This window comes from Paenibacillus naphthalenovorans, from assembly GCF_001465255.1.
GTDB lineage: Bacteria > Bacillota > Bacilli > Paenibacillales > NBRC-103111 > Paenibacillus_G > Paenibacillus_G naphthalenovorans.
Map to the genome: position 1 here is coordinate 4661376 of NZ_CP013652.1, position 17329 is coordinate 4678704.

Sequence of the window (17329 nt, forward strand, 5' to 3'; positions counted from 1 at the left end):
TCCCCGAGCATTGTTTTTCATCCATTTCCAGAAAGAATTTTCCCCGAATCGCCAAGATATGTTCATTTTCATCCCATGAGAGATATGCTATATTACAAAGTTGATCCCGATTCATGTTAACGCTTATCGCGAAGAGGAGGATACCCTGCATGCTTCGGCGGATAAAGTCGCCCCTGACCTCAATTCGGGGAAAGATCATACTTTCCTTTATCCTGCTCATCTTGATTCCCATCACCATTATCATATATAACGTATACGTTTCCAGCCAAGAGGTCGTGCGCCGCGAAGTCAATCAGAGCCGTCAGGAAGCGGTGCGCCATACGGCAAGCAGCATCGACGGGACAGCCGAGCGGATGCTCAACGCCTCTCATTTGATCGTCAATGATCCCGAGGTGGCGGCTTATTTGCAGACGAGCCACCGTCAGGGCTGGATGACCGATTATCCGTCTTTCCAGCAATTTACGTCGGTTCACAAAAAGCTGATGAATATTCGCGACATTCTGCTGGACAGTAATGCCGTGGTCGCTTTGCTGGACTTTGGCGGACATGTTTTGTCTACGGCGGCCGGCTTCGAGGAGCCGGCGTTGTACGAACAGCTCCGAAAGGAAGCCTGGGTTCAGGAGACTCTTCGATTGGAAGGCTGGCCTTATTGGCAGCTTGCGTATCAAGGAACGCTGCTTCCTCCGCCGCAGGCTGGGGCAGAGAACTCGCTGTTCGTCATGTCCCGGTTGATTAAAGACAGCTCGAACGGTAAAGCGGCGGGTCTGTTGTTGATTGGGCTGCCATCCCCGATGGAGACGAGCGCCCTTCCGGCGAAAACGACCGGGACAGACCGGGTGACGCTGCTGATCAAGAAGGATGGGCAGCTGCTCGATCAGCGGGGGCCTGTGCTGCCGCAGGAGGTCGTGAATCTGGCCCTTCGGGCGAATGCGCTTTCCCCGCAGGAAGAGTATCGGAGCGTTCAAGCCGATGGACAGCGCTTTGCGCTGAATGGGGCGTTCATGCCTCATTTGGGGTGGACCGTGGTGCAGTTGGCCCCTGAGGAGGAGCTGCAATCGAGCCTGGGTCAGATCAAAAATCAATCACTGCTTTGGCTGCTTATCTGGTTCTTGATTTTCACGTGTGCATTTGCAGTTGTGATGTTGCAATTTGCCAAGCGGATCGGAAGGCTGCTGCATTCGATGGACCGGGTTGGACAAGGGGACTTCTCCTCCCGGGTGTCTGTTCGCGGGTCGGACGAGGTATCTCAGCTCGGCCTGCGCTTCAATGAGATGGTCGGACGGCTCGAAGAGCTGATCCTGAGGCTTTCCGAAGAGCAGCGGCGCAAGGAAGAAGCGAGATTTCAAGCGCTTCAGGCGCAGATCAACCCTCATTTCCTGTTCAATACGCTGAATTCCATCAAGTGGTCAGCGATGCTTTCCGGGGCGCAGCACGTCAGCCAGATGATCACAAAGCTCGGCAAACTGCTTGAAATCTCGATGAGAGCAGGCCGTGAGCGAACGACGCTGCAAGAAGAGCTGAGCCATTTGGAGATGTATATGGATTTGCAAAAGCTGCGCTTCCACGATAATATCCGCGTTCACGTCGAGGTGCCGGAGCGGCTCATGTCTTGCGAAATTCTGCAATTTACCCTGCAGCCGATTGTGGAGAACAGTATCATTCACGGTAATCGCAGCCCGCTGGAGGTTTCCATTACCGCGCATGAGGAAGGGGACAAGCTGGTGCTGACAATTTCCGATAACGGACAAGGGATGGAGCCTGACCAGCTTGAACGCGTATTCACCGACGGAGCGCCGTCCCATGCCAAATCGACCGGCATCGGCATCCGGAATGTGAACGAGCGGATTGCGATGCATTTTGGACCCGGATATGGGCTCCGCTTAAGCAGTGTACCCGGTGAAGGAACAACCGTAACGGTGACTCTTCCGCTTGCAAAGGAGGCGACGCAGCATGATTAACGTATTGATTGCAGACGACGAAATTTTGGTCCGGATCGGATTGAAAACCATCATTCCCTGGGAAGAGAACGGGTTTCGGCTCGTCGGGGAAGCCTCGGACGGGAATGAAGCATTGGCCGTAATGGAGCGGACCCCTTGCGATATCGTGCTGACGGACATTCGGATGCCCGGTTGTGACGGGCTGGAGCTGATCGAACGGATCAAGGAAAAGTATCCCGCGGCCAAGTGCTTAATTCTTTCCAGCCATAACGATTTTGAATACGTCCAGAAGGCACTGCGGCTGGGCGCTGTCGATTATATCCTGAAGCTGGCCATGGAGCCCGAGGAGCTCTTGGCCAAGCTGATCCGGCTGAAGGAAGAGATTGAGGCGCAGCGGGTGTCGGCCTCGGCGGCGACGCGGCTGGAGATGCAGGCACACTTGTACGGCAAGGAAGTGAAGGAAAAACGGATGAGGGATCTGCTGACCAAACAGTGCACGCCGGGAGAAATCCGGGCGACCTTCGAGGAATTCCACATTCCGCCGTTCACCCCCCCTTACCGTATTGTTAACCTTCAGCTGGACGCGTATGAAGAGGTGCTGGAGGAAAATAATTTCCAGTCCGAGAAGCTGCTGTCTTATACCGTGGCCAACATTTTGACCGAAATTTTGCGCAAATACGATGAAGGCGAGCTGGTGGAAATCGAGGGAGGCCGGTTTGCGGTCATCACCGATTATATGGAAGCCGACATGCTGCTGGAAATGCAGGAGGCGGTTCGTACGTTTCTGAAGCTTTCGGTAAGTGTGGGCTACTCCGATTCGCTGATGTCGACCGATGAGCTGCACACCGGCTACCTCCAAGCCAAAACAGCCCTGGAGCACCGGTTTTACCGGGGGATGGGCGGTATCATTGCCTTCGATTCGCTGCACTATGCGAGTCCCTTGGAGACACATGTTCCATGGACGCAGGCGCAATGGATTCAGCTGATTGAAAAGCAGGACGAAGCCGGCGTACTTGCGCTGCTGGACCGCTGGACGGACAGCCTGCGCGAAGGGCCTTTCCGGAGTCCGGATATGCTGCGCGAGGAATGGGTGGAGCTCGTCCATATTTTCGGTCACGGATTGCGTCCGTTAAAAGGCGATTTGTACGCCGTGCCTCCGTACCGGAACCGGTACCCGCTGCACGCCGTTCGCCAGATTGAAACGCTGGAGGAGCTGTACACGTGGTTTTGCGGATGGATAGGCGGTTATTTTCAATATTACAAGACACTGGCTACGCAGCAGTGGAGACCGGAGATTGCGGCCGTCGTCCGGCGAATTCGCGAGCATTACAACGAACCGCTGAAGGTATCGGAGCTGGCTAAGGAAATCGGGTTTACGGAAAACTATTTAAGCGTGCTGTTTAAACGGGAAACCGGGGAAACCATCATGGACTTCATAACCCGGATCCGGATGGATAAAGCGAGGGAGCTGCTGAAGAATCAGCACTACAAAGTATATGAAATTGCGGAGAAGGTCGGGTATACCGATACGAACTATTTCAGCAAGCTGTTTAAAAAAGTGGAAGGCATTCATCCGCTGGAATACCGCAAGACGGTGCTGGGCCGCAAATAAGCAGCAACCAAGAATGAGACGGTTTTTAGCAGGAATCACCCCTTCTGCCGCAGGTCCATCTTTGTTAAGCTGAGGTCGAAAGCTAAAGCATACACCATGGAGGGGTAATCAAGCTATGAAAAAATGGGTTATGGGTACGGCTGCCGTTGTCATGTCCGCGTCCTTAATTGTTAGCGGTTGCGCAAGCCAACCCGATACGCAAGCAAACAGCGGCGCAGACAGCGAGAAGAAAGCAGTGAAACTGCGCATGTGGGGCGCCGTTCCGGAAGAGAACGGTCCGAAAGCCGTTATTGACAAGTGGAACCAAAGCCATCCGGATATTCAAATGGAATATGTTCGTTACGTCAATGACGATTCCGGCAATACGAAGCTGGATACGGCGTTGATGACGCAATCCGACGCACCGGACATTTTCATCAGCTACGGGGAGGCCAACCTGAACCGCCGTCTGAATGCGGGCATGACAGCTCCGCTTGACGAGCTGATCCAAAAAGAAGGCTTCAATGTCGAAGAGATCATCGGCATGGAGAACATCCAGAAATTTAAGGATCAAATCCACTATTTGCCGGCTAACAAAATTATCGACATGATCGTCATCAATAAGAAGGCTCTGGATGAAGCCGGTGTCAAGGTCCCTGTCGAGTGGACCTGGGACGAGTACGTAGCGCTGGCTCAAAAGCTGACTAAGGACGGAATGAAGGGCAGCTTCATCACGCCGGGCTCCGACCTGTTTATCAGCAAATTTGCGCTTGCGACGGTACAGCCGAAGGATGCTTTCTATACGGCGGACGGTATGTCCAACTTCAACCATCCGGCAGTGAAAAAAGGCTTGGAGCTGCAGAAACTGTTGTATGACCAGGGAGCCATGGTATCTTGGGCGGAAGGCGTAGCGAACAAGCTCGATCCGGCAAATGAGCTTCTGACGGGCAAAGCCGCAATGGTTTACGGCGGCACGTACATGCTCCGCACGATCAAGGACACGGCCAAATATCCGCGCGACTTCGCGGTAGCCTTCGCGCCTACTCCGCAGTTTGAGAAGGGAACGAATGTCAACAACGGCGGTGTGAACGATTTTATGTCCATCAACAAGAACAGCGCCAACAAGGAGGCAGCGTTCAAGTTCATGGCCTGGTACCTGCAGGAAGGCAATATGGATATGGTTGCCGGCGGACGCATTCCGACCAACAAGAAAGCGGATTTTAACAAAATCACTGAGCTGATTATCGGACAGGATGAGAAAATTATTGATAAAGAATCGTTGACGGCACTGATCAAGGGCGACCTGACCTTTGCTACGCGGTTCAACTCGGTTGCATTCCCGCAGCTGAACACGATTCTCCGCGAAGAATCCGAAAAGTACTTCATGAATGTGCAGGACATTAACAAAACGATGGAAGCCCTGAAAACCCGCGCCGACAAGGCCATTCAATCGGAGAAAAAATAAGGCTGCGCCCCGTGGGCGCGCCGATGAACGCCTCTATCTTAGGATAGGGGCGTTTTTTGTCATGATGTGAACCAAGAATCACCCTTAAAGTGCAAAGCTTTCGCCATTCTGTCCGGCGGCGGGGTCACTTACAATGAGAGCATCAAGAAAAGAGGGTGACTTCATGTGAAAAGTAGATTTAACCAACAAAAACTCAAGGAGAATTTGGCGGGCTATCTGTTCATCCTGCCCAATTTTCTAGGGGTCTTTTTATTTGTCGTGTTTCCGCTTTTGTTCAGTCTGGTCATGGTCTTTATTGATTGGGATTACATGATGGGCTTCTCGGGGATCGAATGGGTCGGCTTGGCTCACTTCAAAAAGCTGATGACCGACGAGTATTTCCTGCAGTCCCTGAAAAATAACTTCATCTTTACTGCGGTGACGGTACCTTCGGCGATGGCCATCGGTCTTGTGATTGCGGTCATTCTGAACAAATTCGTCTATTTGAAAAATTTCCTCCGCGTTTTGTTCTTCCTTCCTTATGTCAGCAGTATCGTAGCGATCTCGATCGTCTGGAGCGTGATGTACAATCCGACGAACGGGCCGATTAACGGAACGCTTCGTTCGCTAGACATCGAGAACTTGCCCGGCTGGCTCGCCAGTCCCGATTGGGCGCTGCCGGCGATCATCATCATGGTCGTATGGACGTACACGGGCTATACGATGGTGCTCTACATGGCCGGCCTTCAAGGAGTGCCCAAGGATTTGTACGAAGCGGCTTCGATCGACGGGGCTACGGGCATGAAAAGCTTCTTCAAAATCACGGTTCCGATGCTGAAGCCTACGAGCTTCCTGATCGCCGTGACGCTGATTATCTCTACCTTCCAGGTATTCGCCGCCGTGGCCGTGATGACCAAGGGGGGGCCGCTGAATTCGACGATGGTGCTCGCCTATTATATTTACATCCAGGCCTTCCAGTATTACGAAATGGGCTACGCCGCCGCCATGTCCTGGGTCTTGTTCCTGATTATCTTCGTGATCACCATATTGCAATGGCGGGAACAGAAAAAATGGCAAGATCAGTTCTAACCACTTCCATTAACCGGTAAAGGAGCGCACATCCCATGAATACGACATTAAAAATGAGAGAGGTCGGCCTGAAGCTGGTCATGACGGTGATCTTCACGGCGCTGGCCGTGATCATGATCACGCCTTTTCTGTGGATGATCTCATCTTCCTTCAAGCTGCCGGCCGATATGTTTAAGTACCCGATCGATTGGATTCCGGAACGATTCGTGCTCGACAACTATAAGGAGGTTTGGTTCGGCAAATACCCGTTCCTGCTCTACTATTGGAACTCCATCAAAATTACCGCGCTCACGGTAGGGGGATGCCTTATTACAAGCGCGCTCGCCGGGTTTGCCTTCGCCAAGCTGAGATTTAAAGGACGTGATTTGTTGTTCGTCCTTTACCTGGCTACGATGATTATTCCCAGCCAGATTTTGTTGGTGCCGCGGTTTATCCTGTTCGATAAGCTGGGCATGCTCAATACGCACATGTCGCTGATTCTGCCGGGCATGTTCACGGTACTGGGCACATTCATCATGCGCCAATTTTTCAGCACGCTGCCCAATGAATTGCTGGAGGCTGCGAAGGTGGACGGCGCCGGCTACTGGCGTATGTTCTGGCAAATTTCGCTGCCGCTGACCAAACCCGCTCTGGTGACCCTGCTGATCCTTACGTTCACTTGGCACTGGAACGAGTACGAGAATCCGCTTATTTTTCTTAGGGACAACCACCTGTACACGATCCCGCTCGCGCTCACGAACTACGTGGACGAGAACAGTACGAACTATACCTTAATTATGGCTGCCTCTGTTTCCGCGCTGTTGCCGCTGATCGCCATTGTGTCGATTTTTCAGAAATGGTTTATCGAAGGGATCGCCAGCACGGGAATTAAAGGATAAGGCATACGAAAAGGAGTTGTTTTTCAATGCAAACGATCGAAACGGATATTGTCGTCGTCGGCGGAGGGCCGGCAGGAATCAACGCGGCCATTGCAGCCGGACGCAGCGGAGCGCGGACGATGATCATCGAGAGATACGGATTTTTGGGAGGGATGTCGACGATCGCGCTCGTGTATCCCTGGATGACCTATCATACAATGGACGGAAAGCAGGTCATCGCCGGGATCGCCCAGGAAATCATCGACCGGTTGATGGCACTGAACGCCTCTCCGGGGCACGTTCGGGATACGTGCGGGTTCGTCAGCACGATTACCCCGTATGATCCGGAAATCTATAAGGTGCTTGTACTGGATATGCTTCGCGAGGCCGGCGTGAAGGTGCTGCTTCACAGCTTTGTGGACGACGTGACGGTGAAGAATGATCGGATCGAATCGGTTCGGCTGACCACAAAGTCCGGCAAGATCGATGTGAAAGCGAAAATGTTCATTGACACGAGCGGGGACGCGGATGTCGCTTATCTGGCCGGCGCGCCGATTCTGAAAGGCCGGGATGAAGATCAGCTCACCCAGCCGATGACGATGAAGTTCCGTATGCGCGGCGTCGATTTGGCCAAGGTAAAGCAATACATGATTGAGCATCCGGAGGAGTTTTACAAGAAAACGCCGATCGATGAGCTGGATCAGCTGCCGCTGACGGCAGTTCAAGGCTTCTACAAGCACTGGAAGGAAGCGGCGCTGCCGATCAACCGGGATCAGGTTCTCTTCTTTACCGGCCCGGGCGAAGACGAGGTGCTGGTCAATACGACGCGCGTGCAGGGGCTGGACGGAACCCGCGTGGAGGATTTGACGGAAGCGGAGGAGCTCGGCCGCAAGCAAGTGCTGATGGTAGCCGATTTTATGGTAAAGCATCTTCCGGGGTTTGAGAAAGCATCGATCTCGCAGGTCGGCGCGCAGATCGGGATTCGCGAGACGCGGCGTCTGGACGGCGTGTACAGCCTGCAAATCTCGGATGTGACGGAAGGCCGCCGGTTCGAGGACTGCATTGCCCGCAGCGGCTATCCGATCGATATCCACGATCCGAAGAACAAAGGCGTCACCGCGGCCTGGATCGCTGGCGACGGCGCTTATGATATTCCTTACCGCTGTCTGCTGGCCAAAGGGGTTTCGAATTTGCTTGCGGGAGGCCGCTGCATCTCCACTTCGCACGAAGCGCTGGCGACGACGCGTCTTTCCCCAAGCTGCATGGCCACGGGGCAGGCGGCCGGAACCGCAGCCGGTATGGCGGTGAAGCGGGGCGTCAGTCCGCATGAATTGAATGTGAAGGATCTGCAGCAGCAGCTTCGCCAGGACGGAGTCCTGTTAGACTAAAGAAGAACATAGAGGAGACAGCGAGAAACCGATGCGAACAGGTCATATCATTTATCCTTACGAGCCGTGGACGATCACGGAAAGCTCTTTCGATACGGAGACGAATCAACGGGACGAGACGGTGTTTGCCGTCGGCAACGGATATATCGGCATGAGAGGCAACTTCGAGGAGGGCTACGACGGTCCGAAGGGGACCTCGCTTCACGGCACCTACTTGAACGGATTTTATGATTCCTCCCCGATCGCTTACAGCAAGGGGCGCCAGTACGGCTTTGCGAAATACCATCAGACCATGCTGAACGTGACGGACGGCAAAATCATCGAGCTTTATGTGGACGGACAAAAATTCAGCCTGTTTACAGGCAAGCATGAGCAGTATGAACGTAAACTGGATATGCGCAAGGGCACGATGACCCGTACGGTCGTATGGGAAACCGCCGCCGGCAAACGAGTCCGGATTCGGACGGAACGGTTCGCTTCCTTCACGAATAAGCATCTCGCGGTGATCCGCTATGAAGTGACGCCGCTTAATTTTTCCGGGGAGCTTCTGCTCGTTTCGGCGATCAACGGGGAGGTGACGAACCAGATAGCCTCCGGGGACCCGCGTGCCGGCTCGGCCTTCGGCGGACAAGTGCTGCAGACGAAGGAATCGTATGAGAACCATACGTTCGCGGCTCTGCTGCAGCAGACGCAGATGACGAGGTTCTCGCTTGTTTGCGGTGTTGAGCATCAATTGAGCCATCCGTACCGGCTGGATACCCGGCTGGAAGGGCAGCGGCTGGAGAAGCGGTTCCGCGTGGCGGCGGAGGCCAACAAGACGGTCGTGCTGGAAAAGTATATCACGTACTATTCCTCCAAGGATTACCCGGAAGCGGAGCTGCTGGAGAAGGCGACCCGGGAACTGGAGGATGCCAAGAAGGCCAAATTCGACGCGATCGCCCAAGCGCACCGCGAGGTTTTGGATGCGTTCTGGAAAACGGCCGATATCCTCGTAGAAGGCGACGAGGCGCTGCAGCAGGCGCTTCGCTTCAACGCTTTCCACCTGCTGCAGTCGGTAGGCCGCGACGGCAGGACGAATATCGGCGCGAAGGGGATCACCGGCGAAGGCTATGACGGCCATTACTTCTGGGATACCGAGACGTATATCCTGCCGTTCTTCCTGTACACGAAGCCGGACATCGCCAAGCAGCTGCTGCGCTACCGGCATCATATATTGCCGAAGGCCAAAGATCGCGCCGCGGAAATGTCCCAGGCCGGAGCGCTTTACGCTTGGCGCACCATCGACGGCGAGGAGACATCGGCCTACTATGCGGCAAGCACCGCCCAGTATCATATTAATGCGGACATCGCCTATGCGCTCAAGAAGTATGTGGAAGCGACCGGCGACTTGGAATTTTTATATCACGAAGGGGCCGAAATGCTGTTCGAAACGTCGCGCTTCTTTGCGGATGCGGGCGATTGGATCGAAGGACGCGGCTTCTGCATCAACGGCGTAACCGGCCCGGATGAATACACGACCGTCATTGACAATAACACGTACACCAATGTTATGGTGAAGGACCAACTGGAATATGCCGTGAAGGTAGCGGCGGAACTGCGTGCGCAGCAGCCGGAACGCTGGACCCAACTACAGCAGGCGATGGGGCTCACGGAAGAAGAAGTGGAAGGCTGGGCCAAGGCCGCCGAGCATATGTACGTGCACCGGGACAAGGGGCTGATCGGGCAGGACGATACCTTCCTGACCAAAGCGAAATGGGATTTCGCAGGCACGCCGAAAGAAAACTATCCATTAATGCTGCATTATCATGCGCTCGTGATCAACCGGCACCAGGTGCTGAAGCAGGCCGACCTGGTGATGGCCTTGTTCCTCCAGGGGAACCGGTTCACGACTTGGGAGAAGCAGCGGAATTACAAGTACTACGAGCCGTTAACGACACACGATTCGTCGCTGTCCGCTTGCATTCACGGCATTGTGGGCGCTGAGCTCGGGTATGTGGACGAAGCGTACGATTACTTCATGCAGACGGCGCGGGTTGATCTGGACGATTACCACTTGAACGCGAAGGACGGTATTCATACCGCTTCGATGGCCGGAAGCTGGTTAATGATCGTCAACGGTTTTGCCGGCATGAGACAATATGACGGAGAGCTGTATTTTGAACCGGTCATTCCGCCGAATTGGCCAAGCTACACGTTTCGCATGGTGTACCGCGGAAGCGTGCTGGCCATTAGCGTCCGGAAAGACCAAACGACCTACGAGCTGGTCGATGGCGTCCCTCTGACGATCCGCCACTTGGGGAAATCGGTGCGTGTGGATCGGAAGGTTTCCTTGCCTAACCGGCAGCTGGAAGCCGTTATTTTCGATCTAGACGGTGTGCTGACCGATACGGCGGAGTTCCACTACCAAGCCTGGAAAGAGCTCGCCGACGAGCTTGGCATTCCGTTCGACCGGACGTATAACGAGAAGCTGAAGGGCGTCGACCGGAAAGCGTCGCTCGAGCTGATCCTGCAGCAAGCGAACCGCACGTTCTCCGAGACGGAGAAGGAACAGTTCATGGCCCGCAAAAACAGCCGGTACCAGGAGCTCATCCGCACGATCCGGCCGGAGCACCTGCTGCCGGGCATCCCCCGGCTGCTTGCGGAATTGAAGAGCAACGGGATCAAGATGGCGGTCGCTTCGGCAAGCCGGAACGCGCAGACCATCCTGCAAGCTCTGGCCATCACGGATTATTTCGACCACATCGTCGATGCCGGGGCATTGGAACGCGGCAAGCCTGATCCCGAAGTATTCCTGAAAGCCGCCGAGGCGCTCGGGGTGCGGCCGAAGAACTGCATCGGCATCGAGGACGCCTTCTCGGGCCTTGAAGCTGTGAATGCGGCGAATATGGTATCCGTCGGCGTCGGCCATCCCGAGACGCTGGCTATTGCGGATACGGTGGTCGCCTCCACCGAGCAGCTCACCTGGAGCCGGTTGAAAGAAATTTACGAAACAAGCGCTTAAGCCGCGCTCCCCAGCAGGGCTTAGGGCAATCCCATACAAAAACGGACATTTTGAGCCTCCACACTGGAGGCTCTTTTTTATAGGGCCAGTCCGTTAGCTTATTTAACGGACTAAGTAGTAAAGGACAATAACAATCCGGCACTCGATAAACGTACAAGAGCAGCTCATTGGATATACCGTTGATGAAATCATATAATGATAGAAAACATAGTCCCGCCAACCCCCGCGTTTCCCCCGAGAAATGCATCGTCAGAGCTGCGGCGTTTGCCGTTCGGACATACAGAAAAAGGAGTGAATGGACGCTATGATTGAGCACATACGCATGAATAATGTGCAGCGTTTTACCGGATACGGCACGCTCTACGATGAGAATCGGCCCACGGCCCCCCAAGAGGTCGTCAAGCTGGTGACCACGTACTTGCGCCGCAAGCCGCAAACGGTAGTGGACGTGGGCTGCGGCACAGGCCTTTCTACTTTTTTATGGTTGAATGAGGCGGAGCGCGTCATCGGCGTTGAACCGAGCGACGATATGCGAGCGGTAGCTTTGGCCAAATGGGAAGCGATTGGAAAACCGGACAAGCTGCAATTTGTCAAGGGATTTTCCCATCAATTGGCATTGCCTTCAGCATCCGCCGACATCGTCACCTGCTCGCAATCGTTTCATTGGATGGAACCGCAAAGCACACTCCGCGAGTTCGCCCGCGTGCTCCGTCCGGGCGGTGTGTTCGCCGCTTACGATTGCGACTGGCCCCCGGCGTTCGACTGGAAGATCGAAGAGCAGTACTTGAGGCTCGCTGCCCTGGGCGATGCACGTATGGCGGAGTTGGCGCCGGATGAGCAGCAAGCGCGCAAATGGAACAAAAATGAGCATCTGCAGCGCATTCGCGAGTCGGGCTTATTCCGATATTCCAGGGAAATCGTCTTTCATCATTGGGAAATGTGCGATGCCGCCCGCTACGCGAATATCGCCTTTAGCCTGGGCGGCCTGCAAACCGCTTTAAAGCTGGGCGCGGACGAGCTGCATGCGGAGGTTGCCGCATTCCGCGAGCTGGTGGCGCAGGCGTTTGCCGACGAAGAACGGCCGGTTTTATTCTGTTACCGGATGCGACTGGGCATTGTGTAGCGCACGCAGCCGGACACCCGCTGAGCGGGGGTGACGGGCATCGCACTGAATCCCGCCAATTCATCTATATCCGATCCTATTTCCTTCATCTGACAAAGACCGCGGGCAGCTTGACTCCGCTTGTCTCCGCGGTCTCTTTTCTCTGTTTGAACTTTTATCTCCCATCATGCCGGGGGGTGTTCCGCTGAGTTTGCTGCAGTCTCGAACCGCAGCCCCAGACTGACGAATGCCGCGATCAAGATGATACCCGCGGACAGGCAGTATACAGGGACGAGGGTATAAGTCTTCATCAGGAATCCTGCCATCGCCGAACCGGCCACTATGCCTGCCATGAGCAGCGGCGTAATCGCTCCGTTCACGCGTCCGATGTAGGCTTCCTCCACCATTTTTATCATGAGCGCACCGAGAACAGTTTGCATGAACGCCATCATGACGCCGACCAGGAAGCGCATCGCTGCGGTGAGCGGCACCCACACGGATAAGGCTTCGATCACGATCGACAGCGACAGAAACGCGATCCCGGTAAATGCAACGCCCCGCGGGTTCAGCTTCGTGCCGCCGACCGCCGCAGCCGCGCCGCCGATCAGCATTCCCGCGCCGGATAGTGCATAGAACCACTGGATGTTCTCTTTATCCAGTCCCAGCCGTTCCGTTACGATGTAGATGTCCAGCGGCTGGATAATGCCTGAGCCGAGCCCGATGCAGGCAAACATCAGTGCAATGACGACCAGATTACGGCTGCCGCGGACATAGCGGATCCCCTCCTTGATGTCCTCCAGGATCGGTACGGTCCGGCGCTCCGGATTGCGCGGGGAAGGCGGAAGCGCGAGCTGGATCGCGGCGGCCGCGAGGAACAGACCGATCAGTATGACAAGCGAATTCGTGATGCCCAGCAGCGAATAGAGGAGCGTGCCGATGATCGGCCCGACGATGATGAACAGCGACATGAGACTTTGGGTAATGCCGATCGCCGCCCCCACCAGTTCCTCCGGCACATGCCGTTTGAACATGATGGCCGAAGAGGGTTGGGAGAATTGGCTGACGATGGCCGACACGATCGTTGCCGCGAATACGGCCTGCCAGGAGCCCGCGAGCACGAACAATAAAATGGCCGCTACCGATAGTGCGCTTAGCAGATCGCCGGCGATCATGGTTCGCTTCGGATTCCACCGGTCGGCGAAGGCGCCCCCGATGAACGAGAACAGGAAGATCGGCGCATACTCGAATACCGTAAGCAGCGATACCGCCACGGGATCATTGTTCGTTTGTTCCATGACATAGAAGAGCAGTGCGATATTGCGCACCCAGATCGCAAGCTGCTGCATCAGATCGGCAAGTGCGACGATGCGGAACACGCGGTTCTGAAATAAAGTTGTCATTTTTATCTCTCCCTTGCCTGAACAGATTAAACTGACCGTCCGGTCTAATGAAAGGGTAAAAAAAATTAGCGGTTCTCTATTCCCTTCAGCAGGACGTCAACCGCAGTCCGGTATAACGCGCAAAGCCGTTCGGGCTCATATTCGTAATAAGCGACGCTGATTCCGCCAAGCAGGCCGAACAGGATAAACGTCAGGTCTTCCAGCGGAGCCGGCTTGAATTCCCCGCTCCGGATCCCCTCTTCCAGCAGCTGTTGGAATACCGGATAATGCATCCGCGTAATCTCGATCAGCTTCGCTTTGATCTCCGGGTCTCCGCCTTCGCTGCCCGAGAATTCCTCGGCAGCCTTCAGCAGCGGATTTTGGAAATCGTCGGCGTAATGCTCGGCCAATCGGTACAGTTTCTCTGTGGCCGTCGCGAGCGGCGCCTCCAGCTCCCGCCACTTGTCGAGCCATTCCTGAATCGACAGTTCAAGAATATAAAGGAACAACGCCTCCTTGCTCTTGAAGTGGTAATAGATGCTGCCCTTGCTGGTTTCCGACACATGCCGGATCTCTTCCATCGTCGTGGCGGCGTATCCTTTCTGCTCGAACAGGATCTTGGCCCTGCTTGCGATTTTCCGCTTCGTTTGTTCTCCGTGATCCGTGGATCTCGGCATATCATTCACCTCAGATATTAAACTGACCGTCCGGTCTAATATAGATATAACCAGATCTGCGGGAAAAAAACAAGGGGCTGTGTGGAGGATGAGGTTCCTTTCTGTACCGGATTCCGCCGCATACAAATGATTTCCTTGGGTATAGTAACCATTATGAAATGAGCAGAGTACGGGTTCAGTTTGCCCAATTGCCTTTAGTCTTGGGGGGGATACAACGTGGGAACGGTCGATTGGAGCCGCGGCTTAACGGAAATGACGCTGGCTTTTCATATTTTGTTTGCGACGGTCGGGGTGGGCGTTCCGGTTTTCATTTCCATGGCCGAATGGATAGGTATTCGGAAGAAGGACGTACATTATTCGCTCATGGCCCGAAGATGGGCCCGGGGCTTTGTGATCACGGTGGCCGTCGGTGTCGTCACCGGGACATGCATTGGTCTTCAGCTCAGTTTGCTGTGGCCGGAATTTATGAGATTGGCAGGCAATGTGATTGGTTTGCCGTTGTTTATGGAGACGTTCGCGTTTTTCTTCGAGGCGATATTTCTCGGCATCTATCTCTACACCTGGGACCGATTCTCCAATCCTTATATACACTGGCTGCTCACCCTTCCGATCATCATCGGTTCATCCGGTTCCGCGCTGTTTATTACGACCGTCAATGCGTTTATGAATACGCCGCAAGGATTCACCTTTGAAAACGGGAAGTTGACGAACATCGATCCGCTGGCAGCCATGTTCAATCCAGCCGCTCCGTCAAAGGTGGCGCACGTATTGTCATCCGCTTACCTAACCGCCGCTTTTCTTTTGGCCATGATTGCCGCCTTCGCCATGCTCAGGGGACGAAAGGACGATTATTACCGCAAATCGATTCGCCTGAATATGACGGCCGGCCTTATCCTGGCCGTCGTAACGATTGGAATCGGGGACATCTCCGCCCGGTTTCTGGCCGCGGAGCAGCCGGAGAAGCTCGCTGCTGCCGAGTGGCATTTTGAGAGCGGCAGCAGAGCTCCCCTGATCATCGGAGGCCGATTGAACCCGGCAACGCAAGAGGTGACCGGGGCCATTGAAATCCCTTGGGCGCTCAGTCTGCTCGCAACCCACCATCCTGACGGCCTGGTTGTCGGTTTAAATGAATTTCCAAAAGACGAATGGCCTCCGCTCTATGTCCATTATTTGTTTGATGCCATGGTCGGTATCGGATTTTATTTGCTGGCCGTTCCCGTCCTTTTTCTTGCGCTGTTATGGCTGAAACGGAGGAATGCTTACAATCGCTGGATACTGGTCGGCATTTTAGCTGGAGGTCCGCTATCCTTGCTTGCCATCGAACTCGGATGGTTTTATGCGGAGGTTGGAAGACAGCCATGGATCATGCGGGGATATATGCGCGTATCCGATGCGGCGACCACGAACGCTCACGTTAGCGTTGCATTTTGGCTATTTGCCGGCTTGTATGCCGTGCTGGGTATCGTGTGCCTGTTCGTGCTGGCCCGGTTGTTCCGCAACAAACCGGCCGAGATGGAACTGGAAACACGCCGCATCATCTTGTGAGGAGGTCACAGACATGTCGATCGAACAGCTTGGCATCACCATTCTCTGGAGCTTTCTGTATGGCTACCTGATTGTGGGTTCCATTGATTTTGGGGCGGGATTCTACGCTTATTACAGCCGGGTGAGCGGTGTGGAATCGGTCATCGGGCCCGTGATTTCCAGGTACTTATCCCCGGTCTGGGAAGTGACCAACGTTTTTTTTGTGTTTTTTTTCGTCGGTATCGTCGGCTTCTTTCCGGAAACGGCATTTTATTATGGGACGGCGTTGCTCATTCCCGGCAGCATTGCGCTCATTTTGCTCGCCATTCGGGGGTCGTTCTACGCATTTGCGAATTATGGCGCAAAGAAAAATTCCTTCTACCTGCTCGCTTACGGAGCCACAGGGCTGCTCATACCCGCCTCTTTATCCACGGTGTTCACCATCTCGGAGGGAGGCTTTTTGACCGTTCAGGGAAACCATGTCACCTTGCTGCTGGAGGAGCTGTTTTACAGTGCGTACTCCTGGGCGGTTGTGCTGCTCGCCATGTCAAGCGTGTTGTTCATCAGTTCGACGTTTTTGACCTATTACGCGGCTCGCGCGGAAGATGCGGGAGCGCTCGAACAGATGCGCCGGTTTGCCTTGTGGGGCGGCATTCCGACGATCATTTCCAGCCTGTTTGTCTTTATTGCCCTTCGGAATCATAACCTGGAGCATTTTCAGCGCACGCTGGACGTGTGGTGGCTGTTCGGGCTCTCGCTCATCAGCTTTGCGATTGCGGTTTGGCTGATTTGGCAAAGAAGATACTATGGCGTCGCTTTTGTGATGGTCATGCTGCAGTTCGCCTTCGCTTTTTTCGGTTACGGCATTTCCCATCTTCCTTATTTGCTCTACCCTTATTTGACGCTGTATGGCGGCGTGACGAACCCGGCCATGGGGCGCGCGCTGGTCGTGGCATTTGCTGCCGGTTTTGTCCTGCTTGTCCCGTCGCTCGTTCTGCTGCTTAGGCTGTTTTTGTTCAATGCCCGATATGTGAAGGGGGAGTCGCCGTGAATGTGTTTGATCGTCAGGATAAATGGCTGATGCGCCTCTGCTTTGGCATCGCCTTTCTGCTCCTGCTGTCCATCGTAAGACATTTTGTATAGCCGCATAGGTTGGGACAAATGATCCGAACACTGGGAAAACGAAATCGTTTGATCAGGAAAAATCAATGGTAAATTATGTTCAACATGGAGAAACGAAATTATTGACGGTTGACTTTATGCTTTTATTAAACGAATCCCATAATAAGACGGGTCCTTTTACAATAAAATGAATATAACCAACAAAAAGTTGCCGGATT

General features: G+C 54.3%; 12 protein-coding genes. 10 read left to right on the forward strand and 2 right to left on the reverse strand.

Annotated elements, in window-relative coordinates:
• Nucleotides 1–149: 149 nt before the first annotated feature.
• The 8 genes from IJ22_RS23025 (at nucleotide 150) to IJ22_RS23060 (ending at nucleotide 12430) form a co-directional block, all read left to right on the forward strand.
• Nucleotides 150–1958 (forward strand): sensor histidine kinase, encoded by a 1809-nt coding sequence (locus tag IJ22_RS23025; RefSeq protein WP_062410434.1) that lies wholly within the window; start codon nucleotides 150–152, stop codon nucleotides 1956–1958.
• Complete coding sequence (locus tag IJ22_RS23030; protein WP_062410435.1) at nucleotides 1951–3549, forward strand: response regulator transcription factor; 1599 nt, start codon at nucleotides 1951–1953, stop codon at nucleotides 3547–3549. The genes IJ22_RS23025 and IJ22_RS23030 overlap by 8 nt, the downstream gene beginning before the upstream one ends.
• 115 nt (nucleotides 3550–3664) lie before the next feature.
• Entirely contained in the window at nucleotides 3665–4993 is a 1329-nt protein-coding gene (locus IJ22_RS23035; RefSeq protein ID WP_062410436.1) for an ABC transporter substrate-binding protein, read from the forward strand.
• Between the two features lie 165 nt (nucleotides 4994–5158).
• Complete coding sequence (locus IJ22_RS23040) at nucleotides 5159–6061, forward strand: carbohydrate ABC transporter permease (RefSeq protein ID WP_062410437.1); 903 nt, start codon at nucleotides 5159–5161, stop codon at nucleotides 6059–6061.
• Between the two features lie 35 nt (nucleotides 6062–6096).
• Complete coding sequence (locus IJ22_RS23045; protein ID WP_082660920.1) at nucleotides 6097–6939, forward strand: carbohydrate ABC transporter permease; 843 nt, start codon at nucleotides 6097–6099, stop codon at nucleotides 6937–6939.
• A 26-nt stretch (nucleotides 6940–6965) separates the two neighbouring features.
• Nucleotides 6966–8306 (forward strand): FAD-dependent oxidoreductase, encoded by a 1341-nt coding sequence (locus IJ22_RS23050; RefSeq protein ID WP_062410438.1) that lies wholly within the window; start codon nucleotides 6966–6968, stop codon nucleotides 8304–8306.
• Nucleotides 8307–8337: 31 nt separating this feature from the next.
• Nucleotides 8338–11307 carry a beta-phosphoglucomutase gene (gene pgmB, locus IJ22_RS23055; protein WP_062410439.1) on the forward strand — a complete coding sequence of 990 codons (2970 nt, stop codon included), beginning with the start codon at nucleotides 8338–8340 and terminating at the stop codon, nucleotides 11305–11307.
• Nucleotides 11308–11611: 304 nt separating this feature from the next.
• Entirely contained in the window at nucleotides 11612–12430 is an 819-nt protein-coding gene (locus IJ22_RS23060; protein ID WP_082660921.1) for a class I SAM-dependent methyltransferase, read from the forward strand.
• 164 nt (nucleotides 12431–12594) lie between these two features.
• On the opposite strand, the gene IJ22_RS23065 is transcribed toward IJ22_RS23060, so the two are convergent.
• Together IJ22_RS23065 and IJ22_RS23070 are read right to left on the reverse strand one after the other, a co-directional pair.
• A complete protein-coding gene (locus IJ22_RS23065; RefSeq protein WP_062410441.1) occupies nucleotides 12595–13809 on the reverse strand; it encodes an MFS transporter in 1215 nt (404 codons plus the stop codon).
• A 65-nt stretch (nucleotides 13810–13874) separates the two neighbouring features.
• The gene (locus IJ22_RS23070; RefSeq protein ID WP_062410442.1) at nucleotides 13875–14465 is read right to left on the reverse strand and encodes a TetR/AcrR family transcriptional regulator; all 591 of its coding nucleotides are present in this window, start codon (nucleotides 14463–14465) and stop codon (nucleotides 13875–13877) included.
• 216 nt (nucleotides 14466–14681) lie between these two features.
• On the opposite strand from IJ22_RS23070, the gene IJ22_RS23075 reads away from it, so the two are divergent.
• Both IJ22_RS23075 and IJ22_RS23080 read left to right on the forward strand, forming a co-directional pair.
• Nucleotides 14682–16010, forward strand: a complete 1329-nt coding sequence (locus IJ22_RS23075) for a cytochrome ubiquinol oxidase subunit I (protein WP_074729459.1) — start codon at nucleotides 14682–14684, stop codon at nucleotides 16008–16010.
• A gap of 13 nt (nucleotides 16011–16023) precedes the next feature.
• Nucleotides 16024–17040, forward strand: a complete 1017-nt coding sequence (locus IJ22_RS23080; RefSeq protein ID WP_062410443.1) for a cytochrome d ubiquinol oxidase subunit II — start codon at nucleotides 16024–16026, stop codon at nucleotides 17038–17040.
• The last annotated feature ends 289 nt before the right edge of the window (nucleotides 17041–17329 follow it).

Excerpts from the sequence above, each read along its gene's own strand:
- IJ22_RS23030 (WP_062410435.1), top strand. The coding sequence starts at position 1,951 with ATGATTAACGTATTGATTGCAGACGACGAAATTTTGGTCCGGATCGGA.
- IJ22_RS23025 (WP_062410434.1), top strand. The coding sequence starts at position 150 with ATGCTTCGGCGGATAAAGTCGCCCCTGACCTCAATTCGGGGAAAGATC.
- IJ22_RS23035 (WP_062410436.1), top strand. The coding sequence starts at position 3,665 with ATGAAAAAATGGGTTATGGGTACGGCTGCCGTTGTCATGTCCGCGTCC.
- IJ22_RS23045 (WP_082660920.1), top strand. The coding sequence starts at position 6,097 with ATGAATACGACATTAAAAATGAGAGAGGTCGGCCTGAAGCTGGTCATG.
- IJ22_RS23080 (WP_062410443.1), top strand. The coding sequence starts at position 16,024 with ATGTCGATCGAACAGCTTGGCATCACCATTCTCTGGAGCTTTCTGTAT.
- IJ22_RS23065 (WP_062410441.1), bottom strand. The coding sequence starts at position 13,809 with ATGACAACTTTATTTCAGAACCGCGTGTTCCGCATCGTCGCACTTGCC.
- IJ22_RS23060 (WP_082660921.1), top strand. The coding sequence starts at position 11,612 with ATGATTGAGCACATACGCATGAATAATGTGCAGCGTTTTACCGGATAC.
- IJ22_RS23070 (WP_062410442.1), bottom strand. The coding sequence starts at position 14,465 with ATGCCGAGATCCACGGATCACGGAGAACAAACGAAGCGGAAAATCGCA.
- pgmB (WP_062410439.1), top strand. The coding sequence starts at position 8,338 with ATGCGAACAGGTCATATCATTTATCCTTACGAGCCGTGGACGATCACG.
- IJ22_RS23050 (WP_062410438.1), top strand. The coding sequence starts at position 6,966 with ATGCAAACGATCGAAACGGATATTGTCGTCGTCGGCGGAGGGCCGGCA.